A 19,229-nucleotide genomic window follows, 5' to 3' on the forward strand; every position below is an offset into this window, starting at 1 on the left:
CCGAGCAGCTCAGGTCGTCTTGTGCTGGCGTCCCTGCCAGTAGCTCCACGCGAGGGTGACCAGCACCGCACCGAGGATCGAGCCGATGATGCCGCTGGGTCGCAGCTCGAGCCCGTCGCCGGCGATCAGGCTGATCAGCAGGCCACCCACGAAGGAGCCGAGCAGCCCGGCGACGAGGGCGGTCGTCCAGTTGATCCCGCGGGTGCCGGAGCCGAGCAGCAGCTGCGCCGCCGCGCCCACGAGCATGCCGAACAGGATGATTCCCAGGATGAGCATGGGTCGACGCTACGAGCGTCGCCGCGCCGCCCGGGGGAAACGGTCCCGAGATGCCGCACTGTCGGTATGCGGGTCGGTGCCGCCGGGCGGGCGCTCAGGAGTCCGACACGAAGCCCTTGACCGCGTCCACCGCCCTGGCCACGACGGGCCGCTCGTCGCCACCGCTGGCCCAGGCGGGGTCCTGCGGCAGCGGTCCCATCGGATCGGCATCCTGCGGTGCTGAGGCGGCCGGAGCGAGGGAGCGTCGGAACGCCTCCTCCAACCCCACCAGGGCGTGACCGGGAGGCAGGAGCTGCTCCCGGAAGTCGTCGTCCGCTGCGACCATGTCGTGCCGCAGGCTCTCGACCAGCGCCTCGACCACCGGCCGCGGCACGTCGGTGAGGCTGGCGACCAGCGTCCCGACCAGTGCTGAGGGGAGCAGGGGCACGTCGACCTGGGGGCGCTTCAGTCCCGCGACCGTGGTGTAGGCCTCGAGCAGCTCGCCGTAGCGCAGCTGGACCCGTCCCCCCACGTCGAAGTGGCGCGAGGGGCCGGCGTAGTCGAGGGCGCCCACGAGCGACTCGAGCGCGTCGACGACGGCGATCGGCTGCACCAGCGAGTCCATCCAGGTCGGGACGGTGTGCACGGGCAGGCGTTCGCTGACCTGTCGGATGATCTCGAACGACGTGGATCCGCTGCCCACGAGCACGGCGGCACGCAGGACGACCACCAGCGCGGCGCTGTCGGCCAGGATCCGCTCGACCTCCCGGCGTGACCGGAGGTGCTCGGAGAGCTCGTCGTCGGCGACGTCCGGCAGGAGACCGGAGAGGTACACGATCCGGTCGACGCCGTGGGCGCGCACGCCCGCCGCGAGGTTGGTGGCCGCCTCGCGGTCCGTGGCCGCGAAGTCGTCGCCACCCATCCCGTGGATCAGGTAGTACACCGCCTGCACGCCTGCGCAGGCGTCCGACACCTGGTCGGCGTCGAGGGCGTCCATGACGACCGTCTCCACCCGGTCCGCCCACCAGGGCTGGGCCCGGTCGGGGTCGGACGTGGTCGTGCGGACCTCGTGACCGCGCTCGAGCAGCAGCGGCACCAACCGCCCCCCGACGTACCCCGTCGCCCCTGTCACCAGGATCTTCAACTCGTCCTCAGCTCTCCGCGCCCGGTCGACCCCGGGTCGAGTCGCAGGGGGACGACTGTAGCCGCGACCCGACCTGCGGCGGTCGCGCTCGTGCGCAGGCTTCGCGTCAGAGCCAGCCGTTCCCGTCGGCCACCCGCACCGCCTCGGTCCGGTTGGCCGCACCTGTCTTCCCGATCGCGGCTGAGAGGTGGTTGCGCACGGTGCCCTCGGAGAGGAAGAGCCGGCGCGCGATCGCTGCGACGGGGGCCCCGTCGCGGGCCGCCCGAAGGACCTCGGTCTCCCGCGCTGTCAGCGGCGAGTCGCCGGAGACCAGGCTGTCGGTGGCCAGGGCGGGGTCGACCACGCGCAGGCCCGCGTGCACGCGGCGTACGGCGTCGGCGAGCTGGGCCGCAGGCGTGTCCTTGACGACGAAGCCCGACGCACCCGCCTGCAGCGCCCGGCGCAGGTAGCCCGGCCGTCCGAAGGTGGTGACGATGAGGACCCGCGTGTCGGGGCGCGCCCTGCGCACCTCGGCGGTGGCGCTGATGCCGTCCATGCCCGGCATCTCGACGTCGAGCAGCGCCACGTCGGGCCGGTGCTCGAGCACGGCGGCGACCACCTCGTCACCGGCACCGACCTCGGCCACCACCTCGAGGTCGGGCTCGAGCCCGAGCAGCGCGGACAGGGCGCCGCGGACCAGGGCCTGGTCGTCGGCGAGCAGCAACCGGATGCTCACGAGCCCTCCACCACCATCAGCAGGTGCCCGGGTGCGAGGTCGCGGGTCACGACGGTGGCGCCCAGGGCGGCGGCGCGCTCACCCAGCCCCGCGAGGCCGGACCCCGGTTCGCCGGAGCCGCGCGGGCCGCACCCGTCGTCGCGGACCTCCGCAGCGGTCGGGGTGAGCCGCACCTCGCACGTGCGGGCGCCGGAGTGGCGGATCACGTTCGTGACGCCCTCCCGGACCGTCCACGCGAACAGCTCGCGCAGGTGCGTGGGCACGTCGTCGGTCGAGTTCGGCAGGTGCGCCTCGATCTCGGCGGCCTCGAGCGCGGTCCGGGCCCGCGCGAGCTCGCCGGGCAACGTCAGCTCGCGGTAGCCCTCCACCGCGCGGCGTACGTCGGCGAGCGCGTCGCGACTGAGCCGCTCGAGGTCCGCGACCTCGGCCCGGGCCCGCTCCACGTCGACGTCGAGCAGCCGCTGCGCCAGCTCCGCCTTCACGGTGATCACGGTGAGGGAGTGGCCGAGGATGTCGTGCAGGTCGCGGGCGAAACGGGTGCGCTCGTTCTCGACGGCCAGGTTGGCGTTGACCTCGTGGGCGCGGATGAGGTCCATGTTGCGCCGCACCACCATCCGCATGCCGAGGACGGCGACCGACGCGGCCATGATGCCGAACGCGAGCCCCACCTGACTGCCCCAGCCCTCGACCCCACTCAGCGCGAGCGCGCCGATCGTGAGCGACACGACGACGGGCACGGCCGCGCGCAACGGCAGCACCATCACGCAGGTCACCGCGATGTAGACGACGCTGGCCAGCCCGGTCTCGCCGATGGCGGCGACCATGACCCCGCCGAGAGCCACCAGCGCCTCGAGGTAGGGGAGCGTGAGCCGCAGCGGTGGGTCCGGGACGAACCGGACCCGGCCGGCGCGCAGCCGCACCCACAGCGCCATGTACGTCGCCGCGAAGGTCAGCGTGGCCACCAGCCCGACCACGCCGGCCACCGAGTGCCGGGCCTCCCAGGCATCCAGCAGCGGGTCGGCCAGGAAGAACAGCCAGACCCCGGCGAAGAGCGGCCCCAGCCGGCCCATCTGCTGCTGGGACGACTGAGGCTCGCTCATGCCGCGAACAGTAGTCACACCCGCGCCGTGTCCTTGCTCATCCGCCACGCGGCACCCCCGACGAAGATGCCGAACCACACCACCGCGTTGACGACCGCGGTCCAGGGCAGCTCGTCGGTCAGCGGCCAGCGGCTGATCTCCGCGACGCCGAACATGGGCGTCCACTCGGCGATCCGGTAGATCCAGGTGCCGGGGTCGAGCGGGATGAACACGTTGCCGAGGAAGGAGAACAGCGCCAAGCCGGGGCCGAGCACCTGCATGGCGTTCTCGCCGGGGACCAGGTAGCCCACGAACACGCCGAGCGCCGCGAAGACCATCGTGCAGAACAAGGTCAGCACCGCGCACGCGATCCACACCGGCACCGGCATGTGCGGCTTGCCCTGGGCGACGCCGGCGATGTTGACGACCGTGATCGCGACGGCTCCGAGGACGAGGGCGAGCACGGCCTTCATCAGGATGTAGACGGCTGGGTTCAGCGGGGTGAGGCGCAGCTGGCGGGACCAGCCGAGTGCTCGCTCCATCGCCACCATGGCCCCGCCGGAAGCGGCGGTGAGCGCGGCGCCGTACAGCGCCATGGAGACCATGATGTACGCCGCCACGTTGCCGTTGCCGGCGTCGTCGTCCCAGCCCGCGGTGCCGCCGAAGGACAGGAACATCGCGGCGGGGAAGAGCAGCGTGAAGAAGATCGTCCGGCGGTTGCGCAGCATCCGGCGCAGCTCGATGCGCAGCACGGTGGTGTTGAAGCCGCCCAGCGGCGGGACCCGGCGGCTGGTGGGGTCGATGCCGATGCTGCTCACGACTGCTCCTCGGTGGTGGCTCCGGTCAGGCTGATGAAGGCGTCCTCGAGGCCCTTGGCGGTGAGCTCCAGGTCGCGTGCGTCGGTCTCGGTCAGCAGGTAGCGGGCGACCGCGTCGCTGTCCTTGGTGTGGACGATCACGGTCTCGCCGCGCACCTCCACGTCGTCGACGCCGCCGATGCTCCCGAGGGCTGCTGTGTCCACGTGGGGGAGCGTGGCGCGCACGGTGCGCCCGGTCGCCAGGGCCCGGATCTCGGAGCCGGTGCCGTCGGCGACGACCCGGCCGCCGCTGATCAGCACGATGCGGTCGGCGTACTGGTCGGCCTCCTCGAGGTAGTGCGTCGCGAAGAGGACGGTGCGGCCCTTGTCGGCGTCGCGCCGGATCGCCGACCAGAACGCGCGCCGCCCCTCGACGTCCATGCCGGTGGTCGGCTCGTCGAGCAGCAGCAGGGCCGGGTCGGAGAGCAGTGCCATCGCGAACCGCAGCCGCTGCTGCTCACCCCCCGAGCACTTGGCGACCTTGCGGTCCGCGATGCCGGTGATGCCGGCGTCCTCGAGGACCCCGGTGACCGGCTTGGTGTCGGCGAAGAGGCTGGCGGTGTACTCGACCGTCTCCCGGACCGTGAGGTCCTTGAGCAGGCCGCCGGTCTGCATCACCGCCGACACCAGGCCGCGGGCGACGGCCTGGCGCGGGCGGTGACCGAGCACCGTCACCTCGCCGGTCGTGGGCTGGGAGAGCCCCAGCACCATGTCGATGGTCGTGGTCTTGCCGGCGCCGTTGGGCCCGAGGAAGGCGACGACCTCGCCCTGCTCGAGCTCGAGGTCGATCCCGCGCACGGCGTGCACGGCACCGAAGTCCTTGGTCACCCCGTCGAGGCGGACCGCGGGCAGCCGGACGGCGGTGGCCGGTCGCAGGTGGTCAGTCTGTGTCATGCGACCAGCGTGGCCGCACGCACCGCCTCGTCCCTCCGCCGCCGGTCACGACCGCGGCATGACAAATGTCAGGACTCAGAAGGTGTGCTCGGGCCCCGGGAAGCTCTGCGCCTTGACGTCGGCGGCGTACTCCCGGGCGGCCTGGAGCAGTACGCCGTGCAGGTCGGCGTACTGCTTGACGAACTTCGCCATCCGCCCGGTGCGGAGCCCGAACGCGTCCTGCCAGACCAGCACCTGGCCGTCGCAGCCGACGCCGGCGCCGATGCCGATGGTGGGGATCCCCACGGCCCGGGTGACCTCGGCCGCCACGTCGCCGGGGACCATCTCCATCACCACGGCGAAGGCGCCCGCCGCCTCGAGGGCCCGCGCCTCCTCGATGACCTTCGCGGCGGCGTCGCCGCGGCCCTGGACCCGGTAGCCGCCGAGGTTGTGCTCGGACTGCGGGGTGAAGCCGATGTGCGCCATCACGGGCACGCCGCCCTCGGTCAGCTTGCGGACCTGGGGCGCCATCTCGAGGCCGCCCTCCAGCTTCACCGCGTGGGCGTTGGCCTCCTTCATGAACCGCACCGCGGTCAGGTAGGCCTGCTCCGGCGAGGCCTGGTAGCTGCCGAACGGCAGGTCGGCCACCACCAGGGCGCGGCGCGCGCTGCGGGTCACGGCCCGGGCCAGCGGGATCAGCTCGTCGACCGTCACCGGGAGGGAGGTCTCGTTGCCGTAGACGTTGTTGCTGGCGGAGTCGCCCACCAGCAGGATGTCGATGCCGGCCTCGTCGAAGGTCTGGGCGGCGTACTGCTCGTAAGCGGTGAGCATCGTGATCTTCTCGCCACGTTGCTTCATCTCACGCAGGTGGTGGGTGCGCACCCGCTTGGTCGGTGCTGCGCTCCCGGCCGCGTTGGCGGCCGCCGGGCCGGAGCCGTACGGCGCGGGCTGTTCGGTGTTGTCGTCGCTCATGGCGAGCTCCCATCGGCGTCATCTCGCAGCTCCCTGGTGGAGTCCACGGACCGTTCGTCAGGCTAGTCCGGCATCGGGGCCGGGGTGCTGTGTCGATGGTCACGGGTGGTGCGGTCCAGCCTTCGACCCTCTGGACGTTGGCTCCGGCTGGCTTCCGGCTCTCCGGTTGCTCTCGGTGGCGGTCTCGGCTGGCTACGGGGAGGTCCGTCTCGGTCGGGGTCGGCGCCCGGTTTCGGGGCCTGCGGTTTGGTCACCAACCGCATCGGATCCGGTCGGTTCGGTGGGGTCTGTGACCGTTCGGCGGGCCCGTCGTGCGACCGGCTCGCGGCCGGGGTCGGCCTTGGTTCCGGCTCGGCTGCCGGGTTTCGAGCTGCTTTCGGTGGCGGTCTCGGCTGGCTACGGGGAGGCCCGTCTCCGTCGGGGTCGGCGCCCGGTTTCGGGGCCTGCGGTTTGGTCACCAACCGCATCGGATCGGGCCGGTTCGGTGGGGTCTGTGACCATTCGGCGCGCCCGTCGTGCGACCGGCTCGCGGCCGGGGTCGGCCTGGGTTCCGGCTCGACTGCCGGGTTTCGAGCTGCCTTCGGTGGCGGTCTCGGCTGGCTACGGGGAGGTCCGTCTCGGTCGGGGTCGGCGCCCGGTTTCGGGGTCTGCGGTTTGGTCACCAACCGCATCGGATCGGGCCGGTTCGGTGGCGTCTGTGACCATTCGGCGCGCCCGTCGTGCGACCGGCTCGCGGCGGTCCGTGACCATTCGACACCCCGGTCGCGAGCGAGGAGACGTGAGAGGCAAGCCGGACGAAGCGTCGAGCGCGGCCAGGGATCGACGACCACCACCAGCAGAGAATGGAGAAGGACGATCAGCCGGCCGGGCGAGCCCGCAGCCGCGAACCGCGCGCAAGGAGCGTCAAGCGAGGCGCGGCGCCGCAGCGGACCGCAACCAAGTGCGGACGAGGGTCGGCGACGCGGGGAGCCCAGCGACGGCGCGCGGTCCGCGGCGGAGGGACGCCCACGAGCCAGCAGCGAGCCACAGCCCGAGGAGAAGCCCGGCCACCGCCGGTAACAAGGCCACCTCCGGAACGGGTCAGGCGTTGTCCGCAGCGGCCTCCAGCTCCGCGACGACGATCCGGCGCTGCCGCAGCATCGCCTGCATCGCCGCCTGCGCGCGGGCGGGGTCCTGGTCGCTGAGCAGCTCGTGGAGCCGGGTGGGCACGATCTGCCAGGAGAGCCCGAACTTGTCCTTGAGCCAGCCGCACATCGACTCCTCGCCCCCGGCGACGAGGTTGTCCCAGTAGTAGTCCACCTCGGACTGGTCGGCGCAGCTCACGCTGAAGGAGATGGTCTCGGTGAAGCCGGCGTACATCGGACCACCGTTGATGCCGCGGAACGTCTGGCCGTCGAGCACCCAGTCGCCGGCCATCACGGTGCCCGGCTCGCCCGGCCCGGCCTCGCCGTAGCGGGAGACGCTGGAGATGGACGAGCGGGGGAAGATCTTCGTGTAGAACTCCATCGCATCCTCGAGCTGGTCGTCGAACCACAGGCAGGGGGTGATCGAGGTCATGGCGGACTCCTCGGGTCGGGCCGGAGCTGGAGTCCCGGCGTCTGGTCATCATGACTGCCGGGCACCGCCCGAATCATCGCTGTCCCGCGGGCGTCCCGCGGTCGTACAGTCGACGGGTGGCCTTCGACGTGCCCGCGACGGCGTACGCCCGCTTCATGGGACGGTACGCCGATCCGCTGGCCCCACAGCTCGCCGACCTGGCCGGGGTGGGGCCCGGGCAGCGTGTGCTCGACGTCGGGTGCGGCCCCGGCGCGCTGACCGCCGTGCTGGCCGACCGGGTGGGCCCCGAGGCGGTCGCGGCGATCGACCCGTCGCCGCCGTTCGTGGCGGCGGTGCGTGCCGGCCTGCCCGGCGTGGACGTGCGGCTGGGGACCGCCGAGGAGCTGCCGTACGAGGACGGCACCTTCGACGCCACGCTCGCCCAGCTGGTCGTCCACTTCATGCGCGACCCGGTCGGGGGTCTGCGAGAGATGCGCCGGGTCACCCGGGTCGGTGGCGTGGTCGCCGCGTGCGTGTGGGACCACGCGGGCGGCCGTGGCCCGCTCTCGCCGTTCTGGTTGGTGGTGAACGAGCTCAGGACCGGGGTCCGCGACGAGTCCGGCCTGGCGGGCTCACGCTCGGGCCATCTCGAGGAGCTGGCCGGGGCGGCGGGGCTGCAGGCCATCGAGCCCGGTGAGCTGAGCGTGACCGTGCACTACGCCGACTTCGACGCCTGGTGGGAGCCCTACACGCTCGGGGTGGGCCCGGCCGGCGACTTCGTCTCGGGCCTGGATCCTACGGAGCGCGAGACCATCCGGGCGGCCTGCGAGCAGCACCTCGGCACCCGACCCTTCGACGTCATCGCCACGGCCTGGACGGTGACCGCCCGGGTTTGAGGACCGCTCCGTGGGAAACTCCCAGACGTGGACTTCTACTCCGCCTACGCCCACGGGTTCGCCCGCGTCGCCGCCTGCACGATGCCGATCGCGATCGCCGACCCCGCAGCCAACGCCCGCACGGTGCTCGAGCAGGCCCGGGCCTGCCACGACGACGGTGTGGCGGTGGCGATCTTCCCCGAGCTGACCCTCGCGGGCTACTCGATCGAGGACCTGCACCTGCAGGACGTCCTGCTGACGAATGTGCAGGAGGCGATCGACCAGATCGTGGCGGGCTCCACCGACCTGGTGCCGGTGATCGTCGTGGGCGCCCCGTTGGTGCACGGCACCCGCGTCCTCAACTGCGCGGTCGTGATCCACCGCGGCCGGGTCCTCGGGGTCTCGCCGAAGTCCTACCTGCCGACCTACCGGGAGTTCTACGAGCGGCGCTGGTTCGCGCCGGGGGACGACCGGCGCGGGTCGAGCATCCGCCTCGGCGGCACCGAGGTGCCGTTCGGCCCCGATCTGCTGTTCTCGGCCACCGACGTGCCGGGCCTGACCCTGCACGTCGAGGTCTGCGAGGACATGTGGGTGCCGATCCCGCCCAGCTCGGAGGCGGCGCTGGCGGGCGCGACCGTGCTCGCCAACCTCTCCGGCAGCCCGATCACGGTCGCCCGCGCCGAGGACCGGCGGCTGCTGGTCCGCAGCGCGAGCGCGCGCTGCAGCGCGGCGTACCTCTTCGCTGCCGGCGGCCAGGGCGAGTCGACGACCGACCTGAGCTGGGACGGCCAGACGATGGTCTACGAGTGCGGCCAGCTGCTCGCCGAGTGCGAGCGCTTCCCCGAGGAGCCCCGCCGGGCGGTCGCCGACGTCGACCTCGACCGGATCCGCCAGGAGCGGCTGCGGCAGGGCACCTTCGACGACAACCGGCGCACGAACGACGAGCGGGTGCGCGAGTTCCGCACCGTCGACTTCGAGCTGAGGCCACCGACCGGTGACATCGGCCTGCGCCGCAAGGTGGACCGCTTCCCGTTCGTGCCGGACGACGCCGAGCGGTTGGCCCTGGACTGCTACGAGGCCTACAACATCCAGGTCTCGGGCCTCGAGCAGAGGCTCTCCGCGATCGGCGGGTCGAGCTGGCAGCCCAAGGTCGTGATCGGGGTCAGCGGCGGCCTCGACTCCACCCACGCCCTGATCGTCGCGGCCAAGGCGATGGACCGGCTGGACCGGCCGCGCAGCGACATCCTGGGCTTCACGATGCCCGGCTTCGCGACGGGCGAGACCACGAAGTCCTACGCCTACCGGCTCGCCAAGTCGCTCGGGATCACCTTCGAGGAGCTCGACATCACCGGCGCGGCCGGGCAGATGCTGAAGGACCTCGACCACCCGTACAGCCACGGCGAGGAGGTCTACGACGTCACCTTCGAGAACGTCCAGGCCGGGCTGCGCACCGACTACCTCTTCCGGCTCGCCAACCACCGCGGCGGCATCGTCCTCGGCACCGGCGACCTCTCCGAGCTGGCCCTGGGCTGGTGCACCTACGGCGTGGGCGACCAGATGTCCCACTACAACGTCAACGCCGGCGTGCCCAAGACCCTTATCCAGCACCTGATCCGCTGGGTGGCCGAGAGCGGTCAGTTCGACGAGGAGACCAACGACGTGCTCCACGACATCGTGGAGCAGGAGATCACCCCGGAGCTCGTGCCCCAGAAGGAGAGCGACAAGCCGCAGGCCACCGAGGAGTCCGTTGGGCCCTACGCCCTGCAGGACCTGACGCTCTTCTACGTGATCCGGCTCGGCTACCTCCCGAGCAAGATCGCGTTCCTCGCCTGGCACGCCTGGCACGACGCCGAGGCGGGGGAGTGGCCGCCACACCTGCCGGAGCACCGCAGGCTCGCCTACGACCTGGCGACGATCCGGAAGTGGATGGTCGTGTTCGTGAACCGGTTCTTCGCCAACCAGTTCAAGCGGTCCGCGCTCCCCAACGGCCCGAAGGTGAGCGCCGGCGGCACCATGTCGCCGCGCGGCGACTGGCGGATGCCCTCCGACGCCAGCGCCGCGGCGTGGCTGGCCGAGCTCGAGGCCAACGTCCCGAAGAACTGACCGCAACAAAACCTCGTCCGGCCTCGTCTACCTCTGCGGAAGGGCACCGGCGCTCATCGGGAGCACCGGGCCCACCTCCCACGAGGAGATCGAAGACATGACTCGGATCAGTCCGGTACGACGCGCCGCCCTGCTGGTGACCACCCTGGCGGCCGGGCTCGGGGGCATCCTCGCGTCCGCCGGCCCGGGGACGGCGGCGGCGCCCCAGCACGGTGTCGCGCGACAGGCGGCGGAGCGGACCGACCTGACCCTGGCCATCGAGGGCTGTGACCGGTGCAGCGTCCAGCTCGTGCACGCGGTCGACGGCGAGGCGGACCACGTCTGGACCTCGCACGTCCGGCGCGTCGGCTCGGACCACGAGGTGGTCTTCCACCCGCGCACCGCCCTGACCCACGGGCTGTCCTTCGTCGTCGACGCACCCTGGGCGGGCAACACGGGCGCGGTGCCCAACATGGTCACCCGGTACGCCGGGCACCGGATCGGGACCGCCATCGAGCGGGCGGACGCCCGACAGGCACGACGAGCCAGCGGCTGCTGGGCGGGGACCGGCGCCGACAGCGCCCGGTTGACGTTCCGGGTCGACCGGGTCGGCGCGCGCACGGTCGACGGGCACCGGACGAAGGCGCCCCTCGTCTACAGCACGCACACGCTCGCGAGCTGGAGGCCGTACCTGCGCACCCACAAGGGCACCATCGCGAACCAGGACGCCCTCTACTGCACGCGACCGACCGCGCGACCCACCGCACGACCCACGGGGCACGCCGCCACCCGTGCCACCGCCGCAGCGGGTCGACGCACCTCGGTCGCCTTCCTGGTGGATGGCTGCAACCGCTGCCACGTCCGCCTCTACCAGGCGGTGGAGGGTCGCGAGCACGTGTGGGAGTCCCGCACCCACCGGGTCAGGAACGGCCGGGTCAGCTTCGACATCGCCACCCGCCACACCCACGGCCTGAGCGCGTCGGTGACGGCACCGTGGGAGGGCAACACCGGAGCGGTCACCCAGATCGCCTTCCGCTACGCCCACGAGCCGGTCGGCTCGGACGTCGAGAACCGGGAGGCCCGGACCAAGCACCGCGCCTCCGGCTGCTGGGCCGGTACGTCGCGCACCGCGGTGCTCCTGCCGCTGGTCGTGCGGAAGGCGACCATCACCGGTGTGGACGGGTCGCCGACGACGGCTGCGCGCGCCTGGATCGGCACCACCACCGACTGGTGGAAGCCGATGCTCCACGCCTACAGGGGCATCCTGGGCGCCCAGGACGTCGTGTTCTGCGAACGGCCCTGACCCGCAGTCACCCCCAGGAGGACCCGGGCGCGGTCGCGCCCGGGTCCTCCTGCTCCGAGACCGCGACCGGCCGGAGGTGACCCATGCGCCATAGTTGGCCCATGGGTAAGCAGGAAGACTTCGTTCTCCGCGCGCTCGAGGAGCGTGACGTCCGGTTCGTCCGGCTCTGGTTCACCGACGTCCTGGGCTTCCTGAAGTCCGTGGCGGTGGCGCCCGCGGAGCTCGAGGGGGCCTTCGCGGAGGGCATCGGCTTCGACGGCTCCGCGATCGAGGGGTTCGCCCGGGTCTACGAGGCCGACATGCTGGCCAAGCCCGACCCGTCGACGTTCCAGATCCTGCCGTGGCGGGGCGAGGGGCCGTCGACCGCGCGCATGTTCTGCGACATCGTGATGCCCGACGGCTCCCCGTCGTACGCCGATCCGCGCTTCGTGCTCAAGCGGACGCTGGGCAAGGCCGCGGAGCAGGGCTTCACCTTCTACACCCACCCCGAGATCGAGTTCTACCTCTTCAAGAACGCCCCGGAGGCCGGTGACGAGCCGGTCCCGGTCGACCGCAGCGGCTACTTCGACCACACCGCGCAGTCGATGGGCGCCGACTTCCGCCGCGAGGCGATCACGATGCTCGAGGCGATGGGCATCTCGGTGGAGTTCAGCCACCACGAGGGCGGGCCGGGCCAGCAGGAGATCGACCTGCGCTACGCCGACGCGCTGAGCACCGCCGACAACATCATGACGTTCCGGACCGTGATCCGTGAGGTCGCGCTGAGCCAGGGCATCTGGGCGACGTTCATGCCCAAGCCGTTCACCACGCACCCCGGCTCGGGCATGCACACCCACGTGTCGCTCTTCGAGGGCGACACCAACGCCTTCTTCGAGGCCGGCGCCGAGTACCAGCTCTCCAAGACCGGCCGCCAGTTCATCGCCGGGGTGCTCCGGCACGCCAGCGAGATCAGCTGCGTGACAAACCAGTGGGTCAACTCCTACAAGCGGATGATGTTCGGCGGCGAGGCGCCGTCGTACATCTGCTGGGGCCACAACAACCGCTCGGCGATGATCCGGGTGCCGATGTACAAGCCCAACAAGGGCCAGTCGACCCGGGTGGAGCTGCGCACGATCGACGCCGCCTGCAACCCCTACCTCGCGTACGCCGTCGTGCTCGCCGCGGGCATGAAGGGCATCGAGGAGGGCTACGAGCTGCCGCGCGAGGCGGAGGACGACGTGTGGTCGCTCTCCGAGCGCGAGCGCAAGAGCCTCGGCATCGAACCGCTGCCGCGCAGCCTGCACGACGCGATCGGGATCGCGGAGGAGTCCGAGCTGCTCGCCGACACCCTCGGCGAGCACGTCTTCGACTTCTTCCTGCGCAACAAGCGCGCGGAGTGGGAGGAGTACCGCGGCCAGGTCTCCGCCTTCGAGCGGGACCGGATGCTGCCGGTCATATGAGCCGGACGTACGAGCCGGCGCGCGCCCGCCAGCTGCGGATCCTGCTGTGGGTCGTCGTCGTGGTCGCGGCCCTGATGGCCGTGTTCGCCCTCGCGTTCCTCGCCGGTGGCTCGGACCCGCTCCTGGTCCTGCTGGTCGTGGCGCTGCCCGCCGCGCTGATGCTCGCGCTCTGCGGGCGCACCCTGAAGCTGCTCGGACGCGCCGACCCGCGAGCCGGGTCCTGGGTCGTGGGCACTGCCTGGGTCGTGGTCCTGGTGGGCCTGCTGCTCAGCCGGACCGGCCCCGGGCTGTTCGTCCTGATCGTCGGGATCCTGCTGCTGCTCATCGCGGTGCTGCCGGGGCGGGACGCTCGTCCGGGGCAGCCCACGGACGGATAGGTTGCGACCGTGACCGATGCGACCGTGCTCGTCGTCCAGCACGAGGACGACTGCCCGCCCGCGCTGGTGGGGGACTGGCTGGCCGAGGCCGGGTGCGCCCTCGAGGTGCGCCGGCCCTACGCCGGCGACGAGGTCCCCGGCCTGGAGGCGTACGACGCCCTCCTGGTGCTGGGCGGCCCGATGGGCGCGAACGACGACGCGAAGCACCGGTGGCTGCCCGTCGTGAAGGACCGCGTCCGCGATGCGGTGACCACGGGGCTGCCCACGCTCGGCATCTGCCTCGGCCACCAGCTGATCGCCGTGGCGCTGGGCGGCGCGGTGGAGCGCAACCCGCGCGGCCAGCAGCTGGGGCTGCTCGAGGTCGGCTGGACCGACGCGGCGGCCGGTGACCCGCTGCTCGGCCCGCTGGCGTCGCCGCGCCGGGGCGTCCAGTGGAACGACGACGTCGTGACCCGACTGCCCGACGGGGCGACCCTCCTGGCGGCGACCGGGGCCGGCGAGGTGCAGGCCGCGCGCTTCGCGCCCGCCGTCTGGGGAGTGCAGCTGCACCCCGAGGTCGACCACGAGGTGCTGGCGCCATGGGCCGAGTCGGACCGCGGATCGCACGAGGCCCGGGGCATCGACCAGGACGCGCTGATGCGCGACATCGCACGAGCCCGCGCGGAGCTCGACGCCGCCTGGCGCCCCCTCGCGTCCGGCTTCGCGGCCCTGGTCCGCGCCCACGCCGGGCGCCGCGGATGAGCATGGGCGACCGATGAGCAGGCCGGCCACCGGCAAGGGCTCGCTGCTGCGGCTGGGGTTCCAGGACGTCGACGCCTCGCTGGCGTCGTTGGCCGATCTGGGGGCGGCCGCCGAGCCGTTGGTCGCGCTGCTGTCCCGCACGGCCGACCCCGACCTCGCGGTCGTCTCCCTGGCCCGGCTGGCCGAGGCCGCCCCGGACCGCGAGGCGCTGCTGGACGAGCTGGTCGACGACGAGGGCACGGCCATGCGGCTGCTGTGCGTGCTCGGCGCGAGCGAGGCGCTCGGTGACCACCTGGTCCGTCACCCGGAGCAGTGGCGCGAGCTCACCGACCCCGAGCTGGGGTCGACCCGGCCCGCGGCGTACGCCCTGCGCGCGCACCTGCTGCGCGCCGTGGGCGCCGACCCCGACGCCCCGTCACCCACCGCGACCCTCCCCGACGAGCGGGCGCTGGACGTGCTCCGGGTGGAGTACCGCCGGCTGCTGCTGCGCCTCGCCGCGCGCGACCTGGCCCACGACCTCGGGTTGGACGACGCGGCCGCCGAGCTCTCCGACCTCGCCGCCGGCACGCTGGAAGCGGCCCTCGCCATCGCCCGGCAGCGTGTCGGAGCGGACGCGGCGCTGGCCCGGCTCGCGGTGGTCGCGATGGGCAAGTGCGGGGGCCACGAGCTCAACTACGTCTCCGACGTCGACGTCGTGTTCGTCTTCGAGCCGGTCGAGGGGGCGGCGGAGAACGCGGCAACGCGCGCCGCGACCCAGCTCGCCAGCCACCTCATGCAGGTCTGCTCCGACCACACCGGCGAGGGCACCATCTGGCCCGTCGACGCGGCGCTGCGCCCCGAGGGCAAGGCGGGGCCGCTGGTCCGGACTCTCGCCAGCCACCGTGGGTACTACGAGCGGTGGGCCAAGACGTGGGAGTTCCAGGCGCTGCTCAAGGCCAGGCCGGTGGCCGGTGACCTCGCCCTGGGCCGGGAGTACCTCGCGATCGTCTCCCCGATGGTGTGGACCGCCGCCGAGCGCGACGGCTTCGTCGGCGACACGCAGGCGATGCGCCGGCGGGTGCTCGACAACATCCCGCCCCGGGAGGCCGAGCGTCAGCTGAAGCTGGGCTCGGGCGGCCTGCGCGACGTGGAGTTCGCGGTGCAGCTGCTGCAGCTGGTGCACGGTCGCGCCGACGAGAGCATCCGGCCGCCCACCACGCTCAGCGCGCTCGCCGAGCTGACCCGCGGCGGGTACGTCGGTCGCGAGGACGGCGAGGCGCTGCACGAGGCGTACTGCTTCCTGCGCACGCTCGAGCACCGGATCCAGCTCTTCGGCCTGCGGCGCACCCACGTGGTGCCCGAGGACGAGGCGTCCCTGCGGCGGCTCGGCCGCAGCATGGGGATGTTCAAGGACCCGGTCGGCACGCTCGAGAAGGTCTGGCAGCACCACCGGCGGGAGGTGCGCCGGCTGCACGAGAAGCTCTTCTACCGCCCGCTGCTCGCCGCGGTCGCCAAGATCCCCGGCACCGAGGCCCGGCTCTCCCTGGAGGCGGCGGGGGAGCGGCTCGCCGCCCTGGGCTACCTGGACCCGAAGGCCGCGCTGCGGCACCTCGAGGCGCTCACCAGCGGGGTCTCGCGCAGCGCCAACATCCAGCGCACGCTGCTGCCCGCCATGCTCGAGTGGTTCGCCGACGCCCCCGACCCCGACGCCGGGCTGTTCGGGTTCCGCCGGATCAGCGAGTCCCTGGGGGACACCCCGTGGTACCTCAAGACGCTGCGCGACGAGGGCGAGGTCGCCGAGCGGCTGGCCCGGTTGCTGGCCACGTCCCGCTACGCCACCAGCCTGCTCGAGCGGGAGCCGCAGGGCGTGCGGATGCTCGGCGAGGACCTGGTGCCGCTGACCGCCGAGGCGCTGACCGAGGAGATGCTCGCGTCCGCCGGACGACAGGTCGACCCCGAGAAGGCGGTCCGGGCGGTGCGGGCGATCCGGCGCCGCGAGCTCTTCCGGATCGCCAGCGGCGACCTGCTCGGGCTGATCGACGTGGCCGACGTGGGGGCCGGCCTGTCGCGGCTGACCGACGCCACGCTGGAGGCGACGCTGGGGGTCGCCGGGCGCTCGGTGCGAATGCAGCGCGGCTTCGAGGACGCGCCCACCCGGATGGCGCTGGTGGCGATGGGCCGCTACGGCGGCTTCGAGCTGTCCTACGGCAGCGACGCCGACGTCCTGTTCGTGCACGATCCGGAGCCGGGCGCCGACCCGCAGGTCGCTTCGTCGTATGCCCAGGCCGTCGCCAACGAGCTGCGCCGCCTGCTCTCCCTCCCCGGGGCCGACCCCGCGCTGGAGGTCGACGCCGACCTGCGGCCCGAGGGCAAGCAGGGGGCGCTGGTGCGGACCCTGGACTCCTACGCGGCCTACTACGCCAAGTGGTCGAAGGTCTGGGAGGCCCAGGCGCTGCTGCGCGCGGACGCCGTCGTCGGTGACCTCGAGCTGCGGCGGCGGTTCGAGGAGCTGGTCGACCCGCTGCGCTACCCGACCGAGGGGATCAGTGCGGACGACGTGGTGGAGGTACGCCGCATCAAGGCGCGTGTCGACGAGGAGCGGCTGCCGCGCGGCGCGGACCCGCACACCCACCTCAAGCTCGGGCGCGGGGGGCTCGCCGACATCGAGTGGACGGTCCAGCTGCTGCAGATGCAGTACGCCGGGCAGGTGCCCGGCCTGCGCACGTCCCGCACCCTCGAGGCGCTCGACGCCGCCCGGTCCGCGGGGCTGGTCGAGGACGACGACGCGGCCGAGCTGGCGCACGCGTGGCGCACGGTGAGCCGCATCCGCAACGCGGTGACGCTGGTGCGCGGGAAGCCGGGGGACAACCTGCCGCGCGACCCGCGGGAGAAGGCGGCCGTCGCCACCATCCTCGGCTACCCGCCCGGCGCCTCGGACACGATGGTCAACGACTACCTGCGGATCACCCGGCACGCGCGAGCGGTCGTGGACAAGGTCTTCTGGGGATAGTCCCGCGGCCGCGACGCGGACGACCTAGCATCGCCGGGTGCTCGACATGAGGCTGGCCAGCCAGCGGGTGATGCGGCGCGCGGCCGACGAGCTCGCGGCGGGCCGGACCACCTGGTTCGTCGCCCTCGGCACGTCGATGACGCCCGCCGTGCGGGCGGTGCAGCGGGTCCACCTGCGGCCGGTGCGGGCCGACGAGCCGCTCGAGGGCAGGATCGTCCTCGCGGACGTCCGCGGGCGGTTCTGGCTGCACCGGGCCACCCACGAGCGGGTCGACGAGGTACACGTCGCCGGCGACAACGGACCGGTCAACGGCTGGACCCCTCGGCACCGGGTCCTCGGTGTGCTCGAGCCGCGCCCCTGATCGGCGCGCGGGCGTAGGGTCGGCTCATGTTCGGGATCGGCTGGCCGGAGCTCCTCCTCATCATCATCGTGCTGGGGATCCTCGTGTGGGTGCTGAGCCGACGCACGCGGAGGTGACCGGCGGGCCGCCTGCGCCCTGGCCGACTTAGCCGCCCGGACGAACCGGCGGCGGTGTCCGACCCGTCCCAGTTGTAGAGGGTGGACCAGACCAAGGCGGCGGTCATGCGCGCACGTGACGAGGCGGACTTCGAGGAGTTCGTGGTGGCTTCGACGCCCCGACTCTTCCGTGCCGCCTACGCGGTGTGTGGAGACGTGGCCCTCGCGGAGGACGCGGTCCAGGCGGCGCTCACCTCGGCCTGCCTGGCCTGGCGGCGGGTGCGGGCCGCCGACAACCCCGAGGCCTACGTGCGGCGCATGGTGATCAACCAGCTGTTCGACTGGCGGCGGCGCAAGTTCTGGCGAGCCGAGCGCGTGACGGCATCCCCACCCGAGCAGCAGGTCCCGTCGCACGAGGACGGGGTCGTGACCAGTGAGGTCGTGTGGCAGTGCCTCGGACAGCTGCCGCCGCGCCAGAGGGCGGTGGTCGTGCTGCGCTACTACGAGGGCCTGTCGGAGCAGGAGATCGCCGAGGTGCTGGGCATCAGGCCCGGGACGGTCAAGTCCCAGTCGTCGGCGGCACTGGCGCACCTGAGGGAGCGCCTCGGGCCGCGCGAGTCCCTGATGGGTGAGGAGTCCCGATGAATGTCGAAGAGCTCGTTGCCGCCTCGGTCACGGAGTGGGTCCAGGACGTCCCCGTGCCGGAGATGGCTCCGGCGAGCATCCGGGCCGGTGCCCGCCGGCGGGCCCGTCGTCGCAGGGCCTTGGCTGCGTCCGCACTCGCCGGCCTGCTGGCCGTCGGCGGCGCGGTGACCGCGACGGTCCACGGCCGGGATGGCCGCGCCGTGGGGCCGTCGGACCGCACGAGCGGGCGTGCACAGCCGGAGCCGGGCGCCGCAGGAGCCTCGGGCGCCCTGCCGGGAGGGCCGTACACGGTTGCCTTCGGGGACCGGCCCGTCTCGGCGGTGATCGACGTGCCCCCCGGCTACGACGTGGTGGACGGCTCGTACGTCTACCGCGGCACCCTGGGCGAGGGACCGAGCCTGTCCCTGTGGACAGTCGGCGCAGTGAACCCCAGGCCGTGCCAGAGCAGCGACGTCGTGGATCCGGGCAGCACGGTGCACGACCTCGCCGAGGCGCTGGCCGGCCAGGCGCTGCTGCGGCCCACCGATCCCGCTCCGGTCCGTCTCGACGGGTACGACGGGCTCTACCTCGAGCAGACCGTGCCGACCGACCTGCGCAGGCGGGACTGTCCGGCACGACGCGAGGCGCCCGGAAGCGGAGGCGCCGGCACCAACGTGGGACCGGCCTTCTTCCTCGACAGCTGGCAGACGCCCGGCGGCCGGCCGGACGGGTACTTCGCCCCGGGACAGGTCCACCGGATCTGGATCCTCGACGTCGACGGGCTCCGGATGGTGGTCGACGCGACTCGCTCCGGGGCTGCCACCGATCCGGTGCGTCGGCAGCTGGACCGCATGCTGGCGTCCCTCGACTTCGTCCGCAGCCGCTGATCCCTGTGACGTACGGCAGGTTCGCT

The 19,229-nt window shown here is 72.7% G+C and carries 18 protein-coding genes; 10 read left to right on the plus strand and 8 right to left on the minus strand.

Annotated elements, in window-relative coordinates; translation table 11 throughout:
• Positions 1-9 precede the first annotated feature (9 nt).
• The 8 genes from ACZ43H_RS05225 to ACZ43H_RS05260 all read right to left on the minus strand — a co-directional run bounded on the left by ACZ43H_RS05225 (position 10) and on the right by ACZ43H_RS05260 (position 7,451).
• A complete protein-coding gene (locus ACZ43H_RS05225; RefSeq protein WP_464588313.1) occupies positions 10-276 on the minus strand; it encodes a GlsB/YeaQ/YmgE family stress response membrane protein in 267 nt (88 codons plus the stop codon).
• A gap of 94 nt (positions 277-370) precedes the next feature.
• Positions 371-1,387, minus strand: a complete 1,017-nt coding sequence (locus ACZ43H_RS05230) for an NAD(P)H-binding protein (RefSeq protein WP_464588315.1) — start codon at positions 1,385-1,387, stop codon at positions 371-373.
• A 118-nt stretch (positions 1,388-1,505) separates the two neighbouring features.
• Complete coding sequence (locus ACZ43H_RS05235) at positions 1,506-2,114, minus strand: response regulator (protein ID WP_464588317.1); 609 nt, start codon at positions 2,112-2,114, stop codon at positions 1,506-1,508.
• Positions 2,111-3,214 (minus strand): sensor histidine kinase, encoded by a 1,104-nt coding sequence (locus tag ACZ43H_RS05240; RefSeq protein ID WP_464588318.1) that lies wholly within the window; start codon positions 3,212-3,214, stop codon positions 2,111-2,113. Before ACZ43H_RS05240 ends, ACZ43H_RS05235 begins: the two co-directional genes overlap by 4 nt.
• A 14-nt stretch (positions 3,215-3,228) precedes the next feature.
• Complete coding sequence (locus ACZ43H_RS05245) at positions 3,229-4,011, minus strand: ABC transporter permease (protein WP_464588320.1); 783 nt, start codon at positions 4,009-4,011, stop codon at positions 3,229-3,231.
• Entirely contained in the window at positions 4,008-4,943 is a 936-nt protein-coding gene (locus ACZ43H_RS05250; RefSeq protein WP_464588321.1) for an ABC transporter ATP-binding protein, read from the minus strand. The genes ACZ43H_RS05245 and ACZ43H_RS05250 overlap by 4 nt, the downstream gene beginning before the upstream one ends.
• 75 nt (positions 4,944-5,018) lie before the next feature.
• Positions 5,019-5,894 carry a 3-methyl-2-oxobutanoate hydroxymethyltransferase gene (gene panB, locus ACZ43H_RS05255; RefSeq protein WP_464588322.1) on the minus strand — a complete coding sequence of 292 codons (876 nt, stop codon included), beginning with the start codon at positions 5,892-5,894 and terminating at the stop codon, positions 5,019-5,021.
• A gap of 1,080 nt (positions 5,895-6,974) precedes the next feature.
• Positions 6,975-7,451 carry a VOC family protein gene (locus tag ACZ43H_RS05260; protein ID WP_464588324.1) on the minus strand — a complete coding sequence of 159 codons (477 nt, stop codon included), beginning with the start codon at positions 7,449-7,451 and terminating at the stop codon, positions 6,975-6,977.
• A gap of 116 nt (positions 7,452-7,567) precedes the next feature.
• On the opposite strand from ACZ43H_RS05260, the gene ACZ43H_RS05265 reads away from it, so the two are divergent.
• The 10 genes from ACZ43H_RS05265 (at position 7,568) to ACZ43H_RS05310 (ending at position 19,203) form a co-directional block, all read left to right on the plus strand.
• Positions 7,568-8,326, plus strand: coding sequence for a class I SAM-dependent methyltransferase (locus tag ACZ43H_RS05265; RefSeq protein ID WP_464588325.1), 759 nt, complete (start codon positions 7,568-7,570; stop codon positions 8,324-8,326).
• A gap of 81 nt (positions 8,327-8,407) precedes the next feature.
• Positions 8,408-10,408 (plus strand): NAD(+) synthase, encoded by a 2,001-nt coding sequence (locus ACZ43H_RS05270; RefSeq protein ID WP_464590737.1) that lies wholly within the window; start codon positions 8,408-8,410, stop codon positions 10,406-10,408.
• Positions 10,409-10,505: 97 nt separating this feature from the next.
• Complete coding sequence (locus tag ACZ43H_RS05275; RefSeq protein WP_464588327.1) at positions 10,506-11,690, plus strand: hypothetical protein; 1,185 nt, start codon at positions 10,506-10,508, stop codon at positions 11,688-11,690.
• Between the two features lie 101 nt (positions 11,691-11,791).
• A complete protein-coding gene (locus ACZ43H_RS05280) occupies positions 11,792-13,129 on the plus strand; it encodes a glutamine synthetase family protein (protein ID WP_464588329.1) in 1,338 nt (445 codons plus the stop codon).
• The gene (locus tag ACZ43H_RS05285) at positions 13,126-13,506 is read left to right on the plus strand and encodes a hypothetical protein (protein WP_464588330.1); all 381 of its coding nucleotides are present in this window, start codon (positions 13,126-13,128) and stop codon (positions 13,504-13,506) included. The genes ACZ43H_RS05280 and ACZ43H_RS05285 overlap by 4 nt, the downstream gene beginning before the upstream one ends.
• Positions 13,507-13,515: 9 nt before the next feature.
• Positions 13,516-14,247, plus strand: a complete 732-nt coding sequence (locus ACZ43H_RS05290; RefSeq protein ID WP_464588332.1) for a type 1 glutamine amidotransferase — start codon at positions 13,516-13,518, stop codon at positions 14,245-14,247.
• Between the two features lie 13 nt (positions 14,248-14,260).
• A complete protein-coding gene (locus tag ACZ43H_RS05295) occupies positions 14,261-17,236 on the plus strand; it encodes a bifunctional [glutamine synthetase] adenylyltransferase/[glutamine synthetase]-adenylyl-L-tyrosine phosphorylase (RefSeq protein ID WP_464588333.1) in 2,976 nt (991 codons plus the stop codon).
• 37 nt (positions 17,237-17,273) lie between these two features.
• Positions 17,274-17,597: a hypothetical protein gene (locus ACZ43H_RS05300; protein ID WP_464588335.1), complete on the plus strand. Its 324-nt coding sequence runs from the start codon at positions 17,274-17,276 to the stop codon at positions 17,595-17,597.
• Positions 17,598-17,818: 221 nt separating this feature from the next.
• Positions 17,819-18,337 (plus strand): SigE family RNA polymerase sigma factor, encoded by a 519-nt coding sequence (locus ACZ43H_RS05305; RefSeq protein ID WP_464588336.1) that lies wholly within the window; start codon positions 17,819-17,821, stop codon positions 18,335-18,337.
• Positions 18,334-19,203: a hypothetical protein gene (locus tag ACZ43H_RS05310; protein ID WP_464588338.1), complete on the plus strand. Its 870-nt coding sequence runs from the start codon at positions 18,334-18,336 to the stop codon at positions 19,201-19,203. Before ACZ43H_RS05305 ends, ACZ43H_RS05310 begins: the two co-directional genes overlap by 4 nt.
• Positions 19,204-19,229: the final 26 nt, after the last annotated feature.

The sequence above is a fragment of the Nocardioides sp. DN36 genome (assembly GCF_055380375.1).